Consider the following 16122-nt stretch of genomic DNA (forward strand, 5'->3'; position numbering starts at 1 on the left):
CTGATACCCTGCCCAGTCTCCTTGAGGCGATCTCACCGAGAGCATCAAAACCCAGCCACCGGGTTACCGAGTACCTGGTCTAGTTTTGGTCTACAGTGTTGTCTACTAACAGGCCAGGTAATTGTAAGCGCCCACCTCAACTCCAAAGGATGATCCGGGTCTATCCCTCGTCTACAATTTTGTCTACTGGAGGGAGCCAGCCTGGGTCTATTTCCCGTCTATAACCTTGTCTACTTCATGGCCGTTCCCCGCCTAATTTTTCGTCTATAACCTTGTCTAGTTAAGGGAGTCAATCCAAGTCTAGCCTCTGTCTATCCCCTGCCTAGACTACTATGGGTCACAGGGGTCAATACGGGTCTAACTGCCGTCTACAATCCTGTCTAATTTAGGGAGCCAACAAAAGTCTAGTTTTCATCTATAGCTTTGTCTACAAAATCTCTAACCCTTCGACTCAACGGGATAGTAGCGCTCTTTTTGATAGCTCCAGGCGATCGCTTCCGGGTCCTGTTGGCTGGTCCATTTGGCAAAGGCGTTCGTGCCTTTTTTCTTGCGGTTGGTGGTGATGCTCGATGGGCTGACCGACAGCCTTGAGGCCAACTCCCGGCCACTGAGTCCTTGAGTAGTGAAGTCCAACGATTGGTCTACTCCGAGCTCAGATTCTGGGGACCGGCTGCGATCTCGAACGGTTGCTTTCTCTAACCCCAACTCTCCCGAGGTTGCCAATTCCTCCCCATCAACCGAGTCTCCCGCCGCCTCTACTCCAAGCTCAGATTCTGGGGAAGCGTGGCGATCGCCCCCGGCTACTTCCTCTAACCCCAACTCTCCCGAGGTTGCCTGAACCTCGCCCTCAACCGCATCATCCCCGGAGTCTCCCGCAGCCTCTACTCCATCCTCAGATTCTGGGGAGCCGTTGCGATCGCCCCCGGTTACTTCCGCTAACCCCGAGTCTCCCGAGGTTGCCAATTCCTCCCCATTAACCGCATCATCAAGCGCATCATCACCCGAGTCTACCGGCGCGTCTACTGGTGCGTCTACACCCACCCGGGCAACCTCATCTACCGGCGCATCAACCAAGTCTACTGGCGAGTCTACTGGTAGGTCTACATCCACCGGGGCAACCGAGTCTACCTCCCCGTCTCCCCCGTCTAGCGGTGCGTCTACATTTTTATCTACATTACGAGAAGACAGCCTGATTTCCAATGCTTTCAACCGTTCCTCTAGGGTGCGAGTCACCGAATGTATCGCCTGAGCAACCGCAGCGTCTACAAGGGATTGAAGGGAGGCCGTCGTCTGAGGGGATGGCGGTTCTATTCCCAGGTACGCCTCAATCGCTTGGACGATAAATTCGCTGCGACTCCTATCCTGCCGGGCCTGATCAATCTGGGCCAACAGTTGGGGAGTGGTCCGGACATTCACCTGGGCGCGTCCCGATTTGGATGATTTCGCCTCGGCTTTTTTGGAGGGTCGGCTCATGTTTTTTCCTCTATCTTGAAAAGTCTACACTGAATCTATCATCAGTCTACAGTGAATCTATAACCCGTCTACAATCAATTGATAATTAGTCTACAGTGAATCTACCCTCAGTCTATAATCAGTCTACAACCAATCCGGCATCACTCCCCTAGAATTTTTCACTCCACTCTACTCCTCCGGCTGTAACCTTTGATTTAGTTGGGGATTGAGGCGTCACCTCCCCTTCAAGTGTAGACAAACAAGTAGACTACTATTCAATCCTGTAGACGTTCGTTTTCTTCTTCCAACTCGGTGAGCCGTAACCGGAGTTCCGCCAGCGCCACCCCGATTTTCTCCTCCACAGAATTGATGCGGTGGTTGAGCCGATTAGCCTCGGTTAAATCCAAATCCTCATCGCAAAGGGGTAATCCCTTGACGAGGCACTGGCGGATGAAAATGGAAATTTGCTCCGTGGCGGTGGTCCCCTCATTCTGGCAAAGGGCCACAAAAGGTTGCCATTCTTCTGGATCCATCCGAAGTGAAATCGGTTTGCGGTTCATAGCTTGTCGTTCCCCACGTCTATACGGTTAGCATACAACGCCAATACACTGTTGCCAATACAAACGTATGACAAAAAGGGGGATTGCCGATACAGGGCCTTGGATGACTAGGGTCCTTTGAGGGGGCGTCTACTTGATTTAGGGTAGACTGGTGTAAATAAGGGAACACTTGTTTACACTCAAGCCCCCCTAACCGTTAACAAGGACCCACTACGCGAGGGAATCAACATGGCCCCTAAAGGTTTTGATAACAGCACTGTCATTTATATTCGGGTATCCACGGATGAGCAAGCTAAAGAAGGGGTCTCTATCCCGGCACAGGTAGAAAAACTGGAGGCCTATTGTAAACAAGCGGGACTCCGAATTGTTCAGGTCGTTATTGATGATGGGGTCAGCGCAGGGAAATTCCTCTCAACTCGTCCCGGTGGGAGCCAGTTGGTTGAGTTGGTCCGGTCGCGCCAGGTCAAAAATATTGTGGCGGTGAAACTTGACCGACTGTTCCGGAGTGCCGCCGATGCCCTCACCAGCGTTGACAATTGGGACAAGCTAGGGGCATCCCTGCACCTGTTGGATTTTAACGGAATGAGCTTGGATACGTCCAGCCCGATGGGGAGGATGATGCTGACGATGATCGCCGGTTTTGCCGAACTCGAAAGAAATCTCTGTAAACAACGGACTAAAGACGCTATCCAGCACAAGAAAAACTGTAAACAAGTTTACTCCCGCCCTGTCTATGGTTACGTCACTGATGAGTTTGGACAAATGGTAGAGGACCCTTCTGAGCAGGAAGCGATCTGCATCATGAAGGCCATGAAGGCAGCCGGGTCAAGTTTGAGGGCAATCTGTGCCCAGTTAACCGAGTTAGGGTTCCAAACTAAACGGGGAGGGAAAATCTGGTACGCGGCAACGGTTAAGGGCATCCTGGAGAATTCTCTACATCAGGAGGTTGCAGCATCATGATCATCAGGCTAGAAGATAGAGTCCTGGAGTTAGTAGAGACCCATAGGTGACTTAAACAGACTATGCCGAATGACCACCCATTGCCCGAATGTTATCCCGTGGAATTTTTATCAAGTGAGCGAGATTTATCAGCAACGCCGCTAGACCTGGGGTAAGCCTTGAGGAGAAAATCCCTCCCAATGAGGGGATTTTTCATCAATCCATTCCCCCTCCGCTAAAAAATTCCCTCACTGAGAGGGTGTTTTTGAGGCAGCCTAAGAAGAAATCCCTACCCACCGAGAGTAAATTCCCCAAGCCCACTCCCCTTACAAGAATAGGTTTTTTACATTTAACTGTACCTCTTGTCCCCTCTCCTTGGCAAGGGGAGGGCCTCAGATGGGAGCCTGCCTGTTTGGGTGAGGGCTAGTGCAACATATTATACTACATTTTGAGTGTGGAATGTGGGCTTAATAGCATACTCATGGAGTACAATCATGATGTTTAGATAGGAAGATGGAGCAAATAATCGTCATATACCCTCGGTAATTCACCTGAACAAAACAACTTACTCAAATTACGCTTGCATCTGACCGGCTGGGGAAAATTCATCAAGATATTGAGCAGTACAAGTTTGTCATCCCTGAATAGATAAGCTGTACCAACTTGCATTGATAGTAATAGTATGCTTTACAATTTCGGTAGCTCGATTGATGGAAAGTAATCAGAATCGTCATAATATCGCTCAAACACAAACGGCGCAACCGTTTGCGGCGTCACAGTCTACGTCCTAGCAACTGGCGTTCCCAATGGAGTTTCAAGATTCGGCAGAAGTCATCGACGGAACCGAACAAATCTCCTACACTCAGCATGGGGCAAACAGATCTGTGAAAATTCAGCACTTTCAGCCTATCTAGTTGGCTCCTGTTTTATCCCGAACTGACGTTGTTTAGGAGTACCAAATGTTCTGGTTGAAGTTATTAATTCGTAAAGCTTACACTTTTCAACAGCTTGACAGGAACGAGCGCGTGCTGTTACTCCAAGCTTTAGTATTGCTGCCGGTAGTGGCGTTATTGCTGAAAATCTGGGGACTGAAGCACACCCAAGCTACTCTAGCAAGGCTAGCAGCTATGCCAATGATACGAAGAGAAAGCCAAAGCAGCGAGCGCTTGCCTCAAATTACGAGTGCAGTTCGCATGGTACGAACTGCTGTCAAGTATTACGGTTCTTGGGCTAACTGCTTGAAAAAGTCTCTAGTCTTATGGTATTTGTTACGTTGTCAGGGGATTGAACCCGAATTGCGAATTGGGGTACGAAAAGAAGCGGGTAAGTTTGAGGCTCATGCTTGGGTAGAGTATGAGGGAATAGTTTTAAACGATACAGCGGATGTGCGCTCACGCTTTGTGATGTTTGATCGCCCTATAAAAGCACTACCCTAATCGCTCCTGGCGATCAACAAGCAACATTTCATCCCACATTCCCCAGGTTGATTTAAAGTTGAACTCCATTAGCCGTAAGCAGGTGAATAGACTGAAAACATTGAAAAATCCATCTTAAAGTAGGAGTGGCGGTGGGTTTACCTAACTGATTCTTAATCGATTTTTTGGCTTGAGCTAGGGCTGACCTTAATTCTCTTTCCCCTAAGCTGTACACTAATAAGCAGAGTCCCATTACCATAGCTAGTGCCGCAACTCGTTGAGTATTTTTTAGAAAAACATTATCTGTAAAAAACATAGGGTATTTTTAAAATCGAACAATTTTAAAAAACATTCGCCTAGCTGTAATCGAGTTCCATTCGCTTTTTCAGTTGAATCAGCCTCTACGCTACCTCCTTCATAGATGAAACCCGAATTGGACGCAAGACGCAAACGGGTCGGATGATTACCGCAAGGGGTGTCAAACCGATTGCAAAAGTCCAATGGCCGCGAGAAGCTTGAAGGCTATATGGGATAGTTGAACCCTATTCCGGGTGGCACTTTACCCAAGAGTACGACTCGCTCAACAGTACAAACTTTCAAGCCTTTATTGATGCAATCTCTGAACAACTAGGTGATACCATTGCGGTGATTCAACTAGATGGGGCATCCGCCCATAGAGCTAAAGCCTTGGAATGGCCTGAGAATTTAATTCCAGTGTTTCAACCGCCTCACAGTCCCGAACTGAATCCGATTGAGAGGCTATGGGAATTCCTCAAGAGCCTATGAAAAGGAGAGAACTTTGCCTCGCTCCAGGAGTTACGCCAGCGTGTGACTAAAGAACTAGAAATGCTTACCTCAGAACAGATCCAATTTTTAACATCTTACAACTTTATCCTCGATACGTTATTAGCTACTAAGTTTGATCCGGTTGGGTTTCATCTTGTGCCAGCTTAAATTTAATTGATATAAGTGTAAGGTATCAGTGTTGACTCCTTCTGTTTTACTCGCCGCTAGAGCAATCTTTACAAACAGTTGGGTTAGTCCTGCTTCATGGAGGGGATCAAGCACTCTCCCAAGTTGGTCATCATTCAGGTGTTCTGGACGGACCCCTTCTCCCAAGAGGTGTTCTGTCGCTTTTCCCACAAAGAACTGGTCAAATAAGTACATTGGGACACTGACTAAGCCCAACCCATTGATAATCATAGCTTTGACTGCTATTCCCGCGCTGACGAGTTCTAACGGGTGGCTTCCTAGTTCGCGATTGAGGGTGTCTACCAGTAATAGGCGATCAATGATGCCTGCCACTATACCCAAGTGGTCAATGTCTTGTACACTAATGTCAGATGCTATCCCTGTCATCGTTAAAAAAATATTCTGACTGTCCTATTTTACCTGCGGAACGTGGGTTTCATGCCTAGATTTCAACTTCAGTTGCTTCAAAATATCAAACGAGCAACCCAATTAGTTTGGCAAAGCGCCCCTGGCTGGACGATTGCTAGTCTGGTGCTGCTTCTGGTTCAGGGTGTATTACCCTTGCTCTCTCTGTATCTGATGAAATTGCTCGTCGATACCGTCACAGTGGGAATAGCTGAGCCTGACAAAACAATAATTTTCAGGCAGATTCTCTTATTAATCACCTTAGTAGGCATTGCCACCCTTGTAAGCGACTTCTGCCGCTCCCTAGGCAACTTTACCACTGAAGCACAATCTCAAGTCGTGACGGATTACGTCCACGATATGCTTCATGCTAAATCGATTGAAGTTGACTTAGAGTATTACGAAAACGCCCAATATTACAATGCCCTACACCGCGCTCAACAAGAAGCAGCCTTTCGTCCGCCTCGCATCCTTACCAGCTTAATTCAAGTCGCTCAAAATGCGGTTTCCTTAGTTGCGATTGCGGGTTTATTATTATCCTTACATTGGAGTATTGGTGCAATATTATTTGCGGCTGCCGTTCCTGGGTTGCTGGTGCGCCTCAAACATACGGGAAAGCTTTTTCAGTCGCAGCGCGGTTGGACAAGTTTAGAAAGAATTGCTTATTACTTTCATTGGATGCTCACCCACGATACCTATGCCAAAGAAGTCCGCTTATTTGACTTAGGTTCTTTATTTCGCACCCGCTATCGCCACTTACGCCAGGAAATTCGCCAACAAAAACTAATCTTGGCGCGTCAGCGTTCCATGACAGAACTCGCCACGCAGGCTTCTGCCACTTTAGCTATTTTTGCTGCTTGCGGTTTTATCGCCTTCCAAACCGTGCAAGGTGCAATCACGTTAGGGGGACTGGTGATGTATTACCAGGCATTTCAGCGGGGACAGGGATTTTTGCGAGAAATGTTGAGCAGTGTTGCCAGTTTGTATGAAAATAGCTTGTTTTTATCGAATCTGTATGAGTTTCTCGACTTAAAACGCGCGATCTCAGAACCTCTTCATCCCCAACCCATGCCGAAACCGTTACAAATCGGTATTGAGTTTCACAATGTTGGGTTTCACTATCCTCACAGCAGTCGCGCCCTATTAGAGAATATTAACTTAACGATTAAAGCTGGGAATATAGTGGCTTTAGTTGGGGAAAATGGAGCCGGAAAGACCACTTTAATTAAGCTTTTGTGCCGGCTTTACGAGCCAACGAAAGGAAAAATTACCTTCGATAACATCGATTTGCGCCAACTGACAACAACAGATTTGCGGCGGGAAATTAGCGTTGTCTTTCAAGATTACGTTCATTATAATCTCACAGCACGGGAAAATATTGGGTTCGGTAATATTGATTTGTTAAGCGATGACAAGCAAATTGTAGCAGCCGCCCAAGCCGCTGGAGCAGAAGTGGCGATCGCTAAACTGCCTCGCGGTTACGATACCACCCTGGGAACCCAATTTGACCAAGGGGAAGAACTAAGTATTGGTGAATGGCAGAAGGTCGCGCTTGCGAGAGCTTTTTTGCGCCAATCCCAGATTATCATTTTAGATGAGCCAACTAGCGCCCTAGATGCTCAAGCTGAATTCGAGGTTTTTGAACAATTTCGCCAACTGACTCGCGGCAAAACCGCTATTTTGATTAGTCATCGTCTTTCAACCGTGAAAATGGCAGATCGCATCTTTGTTTTAAAAAATGGGAGCATTGTAGAAAGTGGCTCTCATTGGGAATTATTAGAATTAGGTGGAACTTACACCCGCTTGTTTGAAATGCAAGCCAAAAATTATCAATAACAGAATTGGGGATTATACATGACTGTTTTAACAGAATCAATCGCCTTCCAAGACTCAACTCAATTTCCACTAGAAATTGATCTGCTGCTTTGCTGTTGCCGTACTCAGATGTCGGCTGAATATGCTGCTAGAATTCATCAATTAGTTCAACAAAACATTAATTGGAATTACTTAGTTAATACTGCCCGCCGACATGAAGTCATCCCTCTACTTTACTGGCAGCTTAAGAATGTTTGTCCAGAAGCTGTTCCTCAAGATATCCTTAACAAGCTTCGCAGCGCCTTTAGTGCCAATGCTAAAAAAAACTTAGCGATAACAGTAGATTTAGTAAAAATTTTAAATCTTTTTCAGAATCATAACATTCCAGTTATTGCATTAAAAGGACCTGTTTTAGCCTGTTATGCCTACAACAACCTGGGTTTGCGAACTTTTGTAGATTTAGATATTTTAGTCCCAGAAGAGTTTGCTTTAGCAGCGATAGATTTGTTAACCGAGCACGGCTATGAACGGATGTATAAGTTTAAAGATTTCCAGATCCCAAGGTATATCAAGTTGAGAAATGAGCTGGCGTTCGTCTTTGAAAGTAAAAATTTTTCTATCGATTTACACTGGGCTTTAATGCCAGAGCCTTTGCGTTCTGTTTCTAAGCTTTTAAGCTATGAGAATCAAGAAATTTATATCGGCAGCAATAAATTTAAAATTCCAACTCTTTCGGCAGAAAGCTTGCTGTTATTTCTTTGTATCCATTCTACTAAACACAGTTGGTCGTCCTTAAAATTTGTTTGCGATTTAGCGGAAGTGATTCGCTCTAAGCCCGAACTAGATTGGAAATTGATAGAGTCACAGGCAGAAAGTCTGGGAACTAAAAATATTCTGTTTTTAGGTCTTTATCTTTGTCAAGAGTTGCTAGGTACAGTGCTGCCTAAAGAAATTTCTCAAAAACTTGAGGCAAATCCACAGCTTAAAATCTGGATTTCTCAAATTAAACAACAACTTTTTGAAGCGGAAGGAAGAATTAATTTTTTCAAAAAACATAGGATTTATCTGCAAACATTATCTTGGAAAAATAAGCTTTCGTTCTATTTTAATACTTTAGTCACTCCTACCCCTTACGAGTTAATCATGGTATCCCTTCCGGATTGGTTATTTCCTCTATATTATTTACTGCGCCCGATTCGGATGTTCGTTAAGTACAGCAATCGCCTAATCAGTGGAAGTGGTGCCTAAGTTTTGGTTTAGAACTCATCCCTATTTCCACTTGAAATCTTATGGAAATATTGTGGCAGCGTTAAACAAATCTAATCCAGAAGTTTGTGCCATCGCATCGTACTATTGTTTTTAGCAATAAATTCCCCTTCTACTTTATATTGAAGGGTCTTTCAATCGACAACTTCCTCGGCTCTCCTGAAAAAACGCCAACATTGAGCTAAACTTTGATGCGTTTGTCCTGTGATTACTACTTTTCCTCTGATTAAAGTGATAAAAAAGCGTTAGCTTGCGCTTATAATAGGCGGGCCACCATCAAACCCAGGGCCAGGGTTGTTTAAGGTATTCTCAACGGCAGATAATTTAGTTAAGGTGGGAGTTGACCAGGGTTCTTTTACCTGGTTACTTTGAGTCGAATTGGAAGGTTGTTTGGATGGGTCTGTCGTGGAAAAATTGGAGTTCATGGGTTTTATCTGTAAGGCTAGATCTTTGGGTGTTACAATTTATCTTACCTTAATAAGTCAATAGATAAATCTAAGTAGGTGAACATAAATAAACATAAAAAGAACCTAACACACCAACATCCTTCCCTAGTAGGTAAGGAGAAAATCAACTCAAATCACCTTCCCTACTCGACGCGGGGAGGGAAGGAGAGGTCAACTGATGGAGCCTAGGATTCTACGTTTAATTGGGTCTACCTACTTATAACCCACATTCCGCACTTCAAAATGTAGTATATTATGCTAAGCATTCAAAGCTTTTTACGAAAAAAGCTTTGAATGCCGTGATAAGTAAAAATACATACTACATTAACTATTGAGATTAAATTTCAACTATAGAAGCTGTGATCCACTTTTTCCGTTAAAACACATCTTGTAGTATGCTTGAAGTGCGGAATATGGGTTATAACATAGTTGAACAACTAAAGTCAAGTAAAACCTTGGCTGGATTGCGTAAAAAATTCAGGTTTTAACAATGTCCGAACCCTTACAGACTTCTTCTGGTAAACAGTCTAATCTAAGCCTAGCAACGGTTGTGGTTCAAAACCCTGACCTGTTGGATTGCGAACTGGATGAAGATTTGGTATTGATGAGTATTGAGAATGAAGCCTATTACGGGATGAATGGGATAGGTAAGCGCATTTGGTGGGCTATGGCCACCCCAGTTTCCGTGCAAGCCCTCTGCGAGCAGCTACAGCAACAGTTTGAGGTAGATCCTTTAGCCTGTGAGAACGAGGTAATGAATTATCTCAATACCCTGCTTGTAGAAGGGTTGATTCACGAAGTCTAAAAAAACTATCAACAGCCTCTAAGAGAACACAAGAGCTAGGATTTATCAAGGATGAGCGCACTCGTTGGCTTTTTTCACCGCAATGGGGCACCTGCCCAACCGCACGGGTTAGATTGGATGATGAGAGCCGTTGCTCACCGAGGTGTGGACTCTAGCGGAACCTGGTGCGAGGGTTCGGTAGCCTTTGGACATCAGATGATGTGGATTACCCCAGAATCGCAGGAGGAAAAACTGCCCCTGGTGAATCAACGGGGAGATTTAGTCATTACGGCAGATGCCCGAATTGATAATCGCCAGGAGTTGTGCGTTCGCCTCAACATTTCCCCCGCAGAAGCCAAACACCTGCCCGATAGTGCCTTTATTTTGGCAGCTTATGAAAAATGGGGGATAGATTGCCCTAAATTTTTACTGGGGGACTTTGCTTTCGCTTTGTGGGATTCTCGCGAACAACGATTGATCTGCGTGCGAGATCCAATGGGAGTGAAAATATTGCATTATTATCAAACTCCTGAGATTTTTGCTTTTTCAACAGAAGCAAAAGGTATTCTTGCTTTACCTGGTGTTGTTAAGCAGCTTAACGAAAACAAGCTCGCTGACTGGTTAATTGGCAACTTTAATAATCAGTTGAATCCAGAGGCCACCTTCTTTCAAAATATTCATTATGTGCGTCCTGCCCATACATTGGTAATAGAGGCAGAGCGAATTGTAGCTTACGAATACTGGCAACCAAACTCTTGGCAACCATTGCCTTATAAACATGACGAGGAATATCTAGAAGCCTTTAGGGAATTATTTGCCGATGCATTAAAGTGTCGCTTACGAAGTGCCTACCCGATAGGTGTGTTGCTCAGTGGCGGATTAGACTCCTCTGCGATCGCTTGTGTTGCAGCCTCTCAACTGCGCGAGCAAGGCAAAGAATTGATTCCGGTGGCGGGAATACTGCCAGAAAATTACCAGGGAATCGCATCAGATGAACGGGAATTTGTCGAGGCGGTTTGCCAACAGGAAAATCTTCAGCCGCTTTATGTTTCAGCAGCTGGAAAAAGTCCTTATAAGGATTTAGATCGCCATTTTTTCTACGAAGAAAGCCCTATTGTCTGGTTTTATTATTTGCATGATGCGTTGCAAGCAGCCCTCGCCCAACAACAGGTTCGTACTGTTTTTCATGGCATAGGGGCAGAACTCGGCCCATCTTCTCACGGCAAGGGCTATCTGCCCGATCTCTTTAAAAATCTACACTGGCTAACTTTAGGGCAAGAGATTGCCGCCGTCGCACAACTACAAAACCGTAAGTGGTGGCGCGTCTTCGGTGGAGATGTTGTTCTACCGTTGTTCTCGATTCAAAGAAAACCTTATCTTTTAAATCAAATTAGCCCGATTAATCCCGATTTCGCTCGTGAGTTGGGGTTAGGAAACCAACTGCGTCGTGGAACCTATCTCCAGGATTCATTCCCAGTTTCTATGTTAGAGCGCGAGATTTATGCAATTAAGGCAGTTCAAGGTGCAACATCCGAAATTTGGTATCACCATCACTTAACCTGGGCTTTGCCGTATTATGATATTCGTCTGCTTGCTTTTTGTTTAGCGGTGCCTGCCCATCTCAAGTTTAAAAACGGTTGGAACCGGAACTTAATTCGGCTCGGTATGGAGGGCATTTTACCCAAAAAAGTACAATGGCGACCCGATAAGGTAGCATTCTCTCCCGATTATCACTCACGTTTGTGGAAGTTTGGACAAGAAGGAATTCTCCTGCTAGACGAAATCGAGCGTGATTCGCTAGCTTATCATTACTTAGACATTCCAAAGATTCGCCAGATGCTTTATGAATATACCCAATCTCCAGATCCAACTTATCAGAAGCCCATTCTTAAGCCTCTAACTTTGCAGTTATTTATACACGGAGGCGTGATTGCCAGCCAGTTCTTAAATTGGTTTGAGAAGTTGACTCCTTCCGTAGATTTATAAGCCCCTCGCCACGAAACCAATCATCAATTCATATATTTATATCTTCGTCCACTCGGTTTGCCAATTCGTCTAGCAAAAACAGATGCTGTGGGCGAACGATGCGCGTGATTCGGGTTGTCTTAGCCACGAGTGTCGTTATTTGAAAGTGTAACAAATGTAAATTTAAACCGCGCAGCCATTCCTTACGATAATAATGCTGGTACAACGATGTAAACCTGTGCATATCCTCGACAGCCTCAAGTTGGATATCTTGCCCCTGATGGGATTCAAGCACGTAGATAGCATAAAGCGGCACGGATTGGCGACAAAAGCAATCTACTCTTTGAATATATTTGTCTAGGTTGGGACGCACGCGCGGCAGATCTGAGAAAGAATAGTTAAGTTTAGCGACTGCCTCAGCCCACAGTCGGGTGCTAGGGTAGCCTGGAATGACTAAGGGATATCCCTCCTCATCCAAGACAATCGCTGTTTTATCATCGGCGAGCATTGAGTAGCCTCGTTGTAGCATCGCTGCTAACAGTGTAGATTTGCCTCTGCCAGAATACCCCGTAAATAACACCGCCCCTCGCGCCGTTTGGATGGCGCTAGCATGGAGAACTAGGATTTTTCGCTGGTTCAACAATGCCCCTACTGCCGAACCCAATAAAAAGGCACGCACGTCTGTTTCTACACTACCCGCTGCCGGTTCAATCCAGATTTCGCAGCCGTCGCAAACCAAATACCGCGCCACATCTTTAACATTCAGTAGCAATTTGCCAGGGTTCGCCTGCCAACTTACACCTTCATCGCGTGGGTTAGATAATGCAGTGGGAACATCCCCATACTGAATGAGGACGTCTGGCTTGGAGTTGTCATCTGGTAGGAACTCTGGCAAGGGTATGACAGATTGCCATTGGAGATTGTAAGCGAGGTAATTCATCAGTGAGGGCTGGATAATGAGAATATGGATTAGGGTAAATCTTTATGCAATTTCCGCCTTGTAAATCTAATCATATCCGTAAAAATGGTAAACACCTAGTGCAGGGTTGCGAAAGAACATGAGCAGTTATAATGGAATGAGCGCCCAGCCACCCTATGCCGTTGGCTTGCCGTTAACGTTGTCTCCTGCCTACGCAACCGATAATGCCTACTCCAAAAGCCAAAACCTGCACAACATCTACCCGTCAACGCTAGATTTTAGAGGAGATCGCCGCTCGGGTCACCAATACCCATCAATTAGTGAGTTGGGCACAATTAGTTCTGTATGCGGCAGCATCCATGAATAACACTGACATTAGCAAAAAGTTAAACAATCTGTCGGGCCCTAGTCCAAAAATGGCATACTCGTTGATTAATTTATGGAATATCTTCGCCCATCCTCTTTTTCTAGCGCAGGTTGAGCAGCTTCTGACATAAGTTAAAAATTGGTGTCAGAAGGACCCTTTAAGTTATCGAAAAAAAAATCCGATCAAAGGTTTAGCTGCAATTGCTAAGTTGGCATTTGATGTCATCCCTCAAGATCCAACTCTCCATGAGTATCGCCAAGGGTCTACTCTCGGAGATGAATATAAGCATTGGTTCCGCGCTAAGTTTTTTCAACAGTACCGATTATTTTTTCGATATCACCAAGACAGCAAAATCCTAGTTTTTGTTTGGGTCAATGATGAGAACTCAAAACGGGCATATCAGAGTAAGACAGATGCTTATCGAGTTTTTCAGAAAATGCTGAACAGCGGTTATCCACCGGATGACTGGGATGACTTAATGGCTGAGGTTCAAGAAGAAAGTGAGCGGTTGAAAGAGATAGCCAATTTAGAGATGCCTTGATTTGAGATACTTTAGGCGATTCTTGTCTGGCAACAACTAGCTAATATCTCGCCATAATTCCGGAAGTTTCTTCGGGAATGACTTTATCTATTTAGAGTAAAATTAACTAAATGGAAGAAGAGTAGGTTTATACCATAAAAAGGTTATCCCAGGGGGAAGCGGAATTAATTCTATTCGCTACCCGGTTGAATTGGTGGTCGATAACCCTAAATTGGAGGAGATTTGGTCATGGATAAGTTAGCACATTACCGACAAATTATCAAGCAAATTTTGCAGGAACACGCCCAACTTTCGGGGGATGCGAACACTATAAAAACCCAGCTTATTTTTGATAGTGAAAATGACCCTTATCAGCTAAATTATGTAGGGTGGCAGGGAAATAAACGGGTATTTGGTCCGGTGATGCACTTTGATATTGAAGAGGGTAAAATTTGGATTCAGTATAACGGGACTGAAGACTCGGTGGCTGAACAATTAGTGAAAATGGGGATACCCAATTCTGATATTGTAATTGGGTTTCACTCCCCTTTTAAACGACAATTCACTAAATACTCAGTCGGATAATTATCTATTCCAAACATCCAGGCAAAGTAGATGAATCCATGAGCTTCTGGCGTGGCCGGTTCGCTCCAATCTCAAACAAGGTTGGCAGTCCCTCGCTCCAAACTGGAATATCCAACTTGCATAGCTCGCAGGAGCTGACTGATTCGCCGGGCCTGGATTCGTTACCATCCTGCAAGCACATCAGACATTCCTCATGCAATAAGTAAGCAGTCATGCAAAATTAATTGCATATTCTTTTCCCAGATTATCGAGGACATTAGTCACATAATCAACTAAATTTTGCCAGCTTTTATAAGCTTCTATTTTAATCCATTCATATTTGAGAAATTTCCATAAAATTTCAATTAAATTTAGTTCAGGTGAATACGGAGGCAACCAAAATAGCTCCAGGTTCTTGGTCTTCCATTCTTCTAGTTTTCCTAGAACTGCGTTACTGGTGTGAATTGAGGCTTGGTCCATTACTACGACAGTTTTTTGGGTTAAGTTTTCACTAAATTTATCTAAAAACTTAATCAGTTTTTCGCTGTTTAGATTTCCAGAATATGTTTCATACTTTAATTCATTCCGTCGATTCATTACTCCCAATACATTCAACCTTTTACTGGAAGAACTTGGAAGAATAATCTTCGCTGCTTTATCTTGCCATCCGTAAGGTAGTGAAGGCGTCAAAGACATCCCTGATTCATCTAAAAAATGCAAGTCGATTTCTTTATTCTTATCTAACTCTTTTAATTCTTTTAGTTTTTCCAGTTTGAACTCATATTCCCATTCAAAGGGACTTCCAGCCAATCCTCTTTTCATTCTTCTCCAGGTCATACCTAACTTTTTTAATATTCTTTTTATCGTGTCTTTGCTGACTTTAATTCCCCATTCGTCTTGAACTTGGTTTATGACCCTTTTTAAGTCTTTTGGTTCTGCTTTTACCCACTCCTTAACTTGCTGTTTTTGGGGAGGTGTTAACTTGGTTTTTCTTCCTCTTCCAGGTTGGTCATACAACCCGGTTAATTTGTTTTGCTCCCAGCGTTGAAACCAATATTGTAAAGTTCGACGACTTATTTTGAAAATTTCTAATAACTTTTCCATTTTAAAGCCTCTATAACTTAAAAGAATGCAATGAGCTCTTTGCCTAACTTTATGATGCTGGCTATTGTGATAAATTCTTTCTAGCATTTTTTCAGTTTCGGGATATAAATTTATAAATTTCATAGATTATTCTCCTTGTCTATAGCATATTTATGTCTAAATTACTGATTTTACCTCAAAATTATAAAATATGCAATTTATTTTGCATGACCGCTTAACCCAACGCGCCCAGGATGTTTGCTAGTTTGCTCTAACTGAGGGCTGGACTGCTTGCGGTAAGGCAGGGCTTTTTACTGTAAGCGCCAGCGTTGATCTGTCTGTGAGCCATTATCACCATTACGCCCAGATGTTTCACAGTCCCAAAGTAGGAGTCTAGCACCATTCGTATTGCCAGGAGCACCAGCTACATCGATGCACTTGCCAGACAAAGTATTCCTGATAAATCCATCACTGGTTAATGACCACCGTTGATCTGTCTGTGAGCCATTATCACCATTACGCCCAGATGTTTCACAGTCCCAAAGTTGGAGTCCAGCACCATTCGTATTGCCGGGAGCACCAGCTACATCGATGCACTTGCCAGACAAAGTATTCCTGATAAATCCATCACTGGTTAATGACCACCGTTG

General features: G+C 44.3%; 13 protein-coding genes and 3 pseudogenes. 9 read left to right on the top strand and 7 right to left on the bottom strand.

Translation table 11 applies throughout. The annotated features are described in order from the left end of the window. Nucleotides 1-438 precede the first annotated feature (438 nt). Entirely contained in the window at nucleotides 439-1473 is a 1035-nt protein-coding gene (locus NG795_RS25365) for a ribbon-helix-helix domain-containing protein (protein ID WP_367291389.1), read from the bottom strand. A 254-nt stretch (nucleotides 1474-1727) separates the two neighbouring features. After that, nucleotides 1728-2012 carry a hypothetical protein gene (locus tag NG795_RS25370; RefSeq protein WP_367291390.1) on the bottom strand — a complete coding sequence of 95 codons (285 nt, stop codon included), beginning with the start codon at nucleotides 2010-2012 and terminating at the stop codon, nucleotides 1728-1730. Nucleotides 2013-2240: 228 nt separating this feature from the next. Between NG795_RS25370 and NG795_RS25375 the strand changes: the two genes are divergently transcribed. Next, on the top strand, nucleotides 2241-2972 hold the full coding sequence (locus NG795_RS25375) for a recombinase family protein (RefSeq protein WP_367291391.1): 732 nt from the start codon (nucleotides 2241-2243) through the stop codon (nucleotides 2970-2972). Nucleotides 2973-3910: 938 nt separating this feature from the next. Then, a complete protein-coding gene (locus NG795_RS25380; protein WP_367291392.1) occupies nucleotides 3911-4387 on the top strand; it encodes a lasso peptide biosynthesis B2 protein in 477 nt (158 codons plus the stop codon). Nucleotides 4388-4445: 58 nt separating this feature from the next. Here the strand turns inward: NG795_RS25380 and NG795_RS25385 are convergent. Continuing rightward, nucleotides 4446-4691: pseudogene (locus NG795_RS25385) on the bottom strand (IS1634 family transposase); the annotation flags it as partial. Nucleotides 4692-4897: 206 nt separating this feature from the next. Here NG795_RS25385 and NG795_RS25390 point away from each other — a divergent pair. Next, nucleotides 4898-5152: a transposase gene (locus tag NG795_RS25390; protein WP_367291401.1), complete on the top strand. Its 255-nt coding sequence runs from the start codon at nucleotides 4898-4900 to the stop codon at nucleotides 5150-5152. A gap of 129 nt (nucleotides 5153-5281) precedes the next feature. On the opposite strand, the pseudogene NG795_RS25395 reads toward NG795_RS25390, so the two are convergent. Continuing rightward, nucleotides 5282-5725, bottom strand: a pseudogene (locus tag NG795_RS25395) (DUF4277 domain-containing protein); the annotation flags it as partial. Between the two features lie 51 nt (nucleotides 5726-5776). On the opposite strand from NG795_RS25395, the gene NG795_RS25400 reads away from it, so the two are divergent. The 4 genes from NG795_RS25400 (at nucleotide 5777) to NG795_RS25415 (ending at nucleotide 12040) form a co-directional block, all read left to right on the top strand. Further along, nucleotides 5777-7579, top strand: coding sequence for an ABC transporter ATP-binding protein (locus tag NG795_RS25400; RefSeq protein WP_367291393.1), 1803 nt, complete (start codon nucleotides 5777-5779; stop codon nucleotides 7577-7579). A gap of 18 nt (nucleotides 7580-7597) precedes the next feature. Next, nucleotides 7598-8806 (top strand): nucleotidyltransferase domain-containing protein, encoded by a 1209-nt coding sequence (locus NG795_RS25405; protein ID WP_367291394.1) that lies wholly within the window; start codon nucleotides 7598-7600, stop codon nucleotides 8804-8806. Nucleotides 8807-9760: 954 nt separating this feature from the next. Then, nucleotides 9761-10075 carry a PqqD family peptide modification chaperone gene (locus NG795_RS25410; RefSeq protein WP_367291395.1) on the top strand — a complete coding sequence of 105 codons (315 nt, stop codon included), beginning with the start codon at nucleotides 9761-9763 and terminating at the stop codon, nucleotides 10073-10075. Nucleotides 10076-10126: 51 nt separating this feature from the next. Further along, nucleotides 10127-12040 (top strand): asparagine synthase-related protein, encoded by a 1914-nt coding sequence (locus NG795_RS25415; protein WP_367291396.1) that lies wholly within the window; start codon nucleotides 10127-10129, stop codon nucleotides 12038-12040. 28 nt (nucleotides 12041-12068) lie between these two features. On the opposite strand, the gene NG795_RS25420 is transcribed toward NG795_RS25415, so the two are convergent. Further along, nucleotides 12069-12959: a hypothetical protein gene (locus tag NG795_RS25420; protein WP_367291397.1), complete on the bottom strand. Its 891-nt coding sequence runs from the start codon at nucleotides 12957-12959 to the stop codon at nucleotides 12069-12071. A 488-nt stretch (nucleotides 12960-13447) separates the two neighbouring features. On the opposite strand from NG795_RS25420, the pseudogene NG795_RS25425 reads away from it, so the two are divergent. After that, a pseudogene (locus tag NG795_RS25425) lies at nucleotides 13448-13846 on the top strand (type II toxin-antitoxin system YhaV family toxin); the annotation flags it as partial. Nucleotides 13847-14074: 228 nt separating this feature from the next. Beyond that, on the top strand, nucleotides 14075-14410 hold the full coding sequence (locus NG795_RS25430; protein ID WP_367291398.1) for a XisI protein: 336 nt from the start codon (nucleotides 14075-14077) through the stop codon (nucleotides 14408-14410). 210 nt (nucleotides 14411-14620) lie between these two features. Here NG795_RS25430 and NG795_RS25435 read toward each other — a convergent pair whose 3' ends face one another. Next, a complete protein-coding gene (locus tag NG795_RS25435; protein ID WP_367291399.1) occupies nucleotides 14621-15616 on the bottom strand; it encodes an IS630 family transposase in 996 nt (331 codons plus the stop codon). A gap of 167 nt (nucleotides 15617-15783) precedes the next feature. Beyond that, nucleotides 15784-16122 (bottom strand): RICIN domain-containing protein (locus NG795_RS25440; protein WP_367291400.1); only part of this gene is annotated, 339 nt, incomplete at its 5' end.

Origin of the sequence: Laspinema palackyanum D2c (assembly GCF_025370875.1) — a bacterium.
Taxonomy (GTDB): Bacteria; Cyanobacteriota; Cyanobacteriia; order Cyanobacteriales; family Laspinemataceae; genus Laspinema; species Laspinema palackyanum.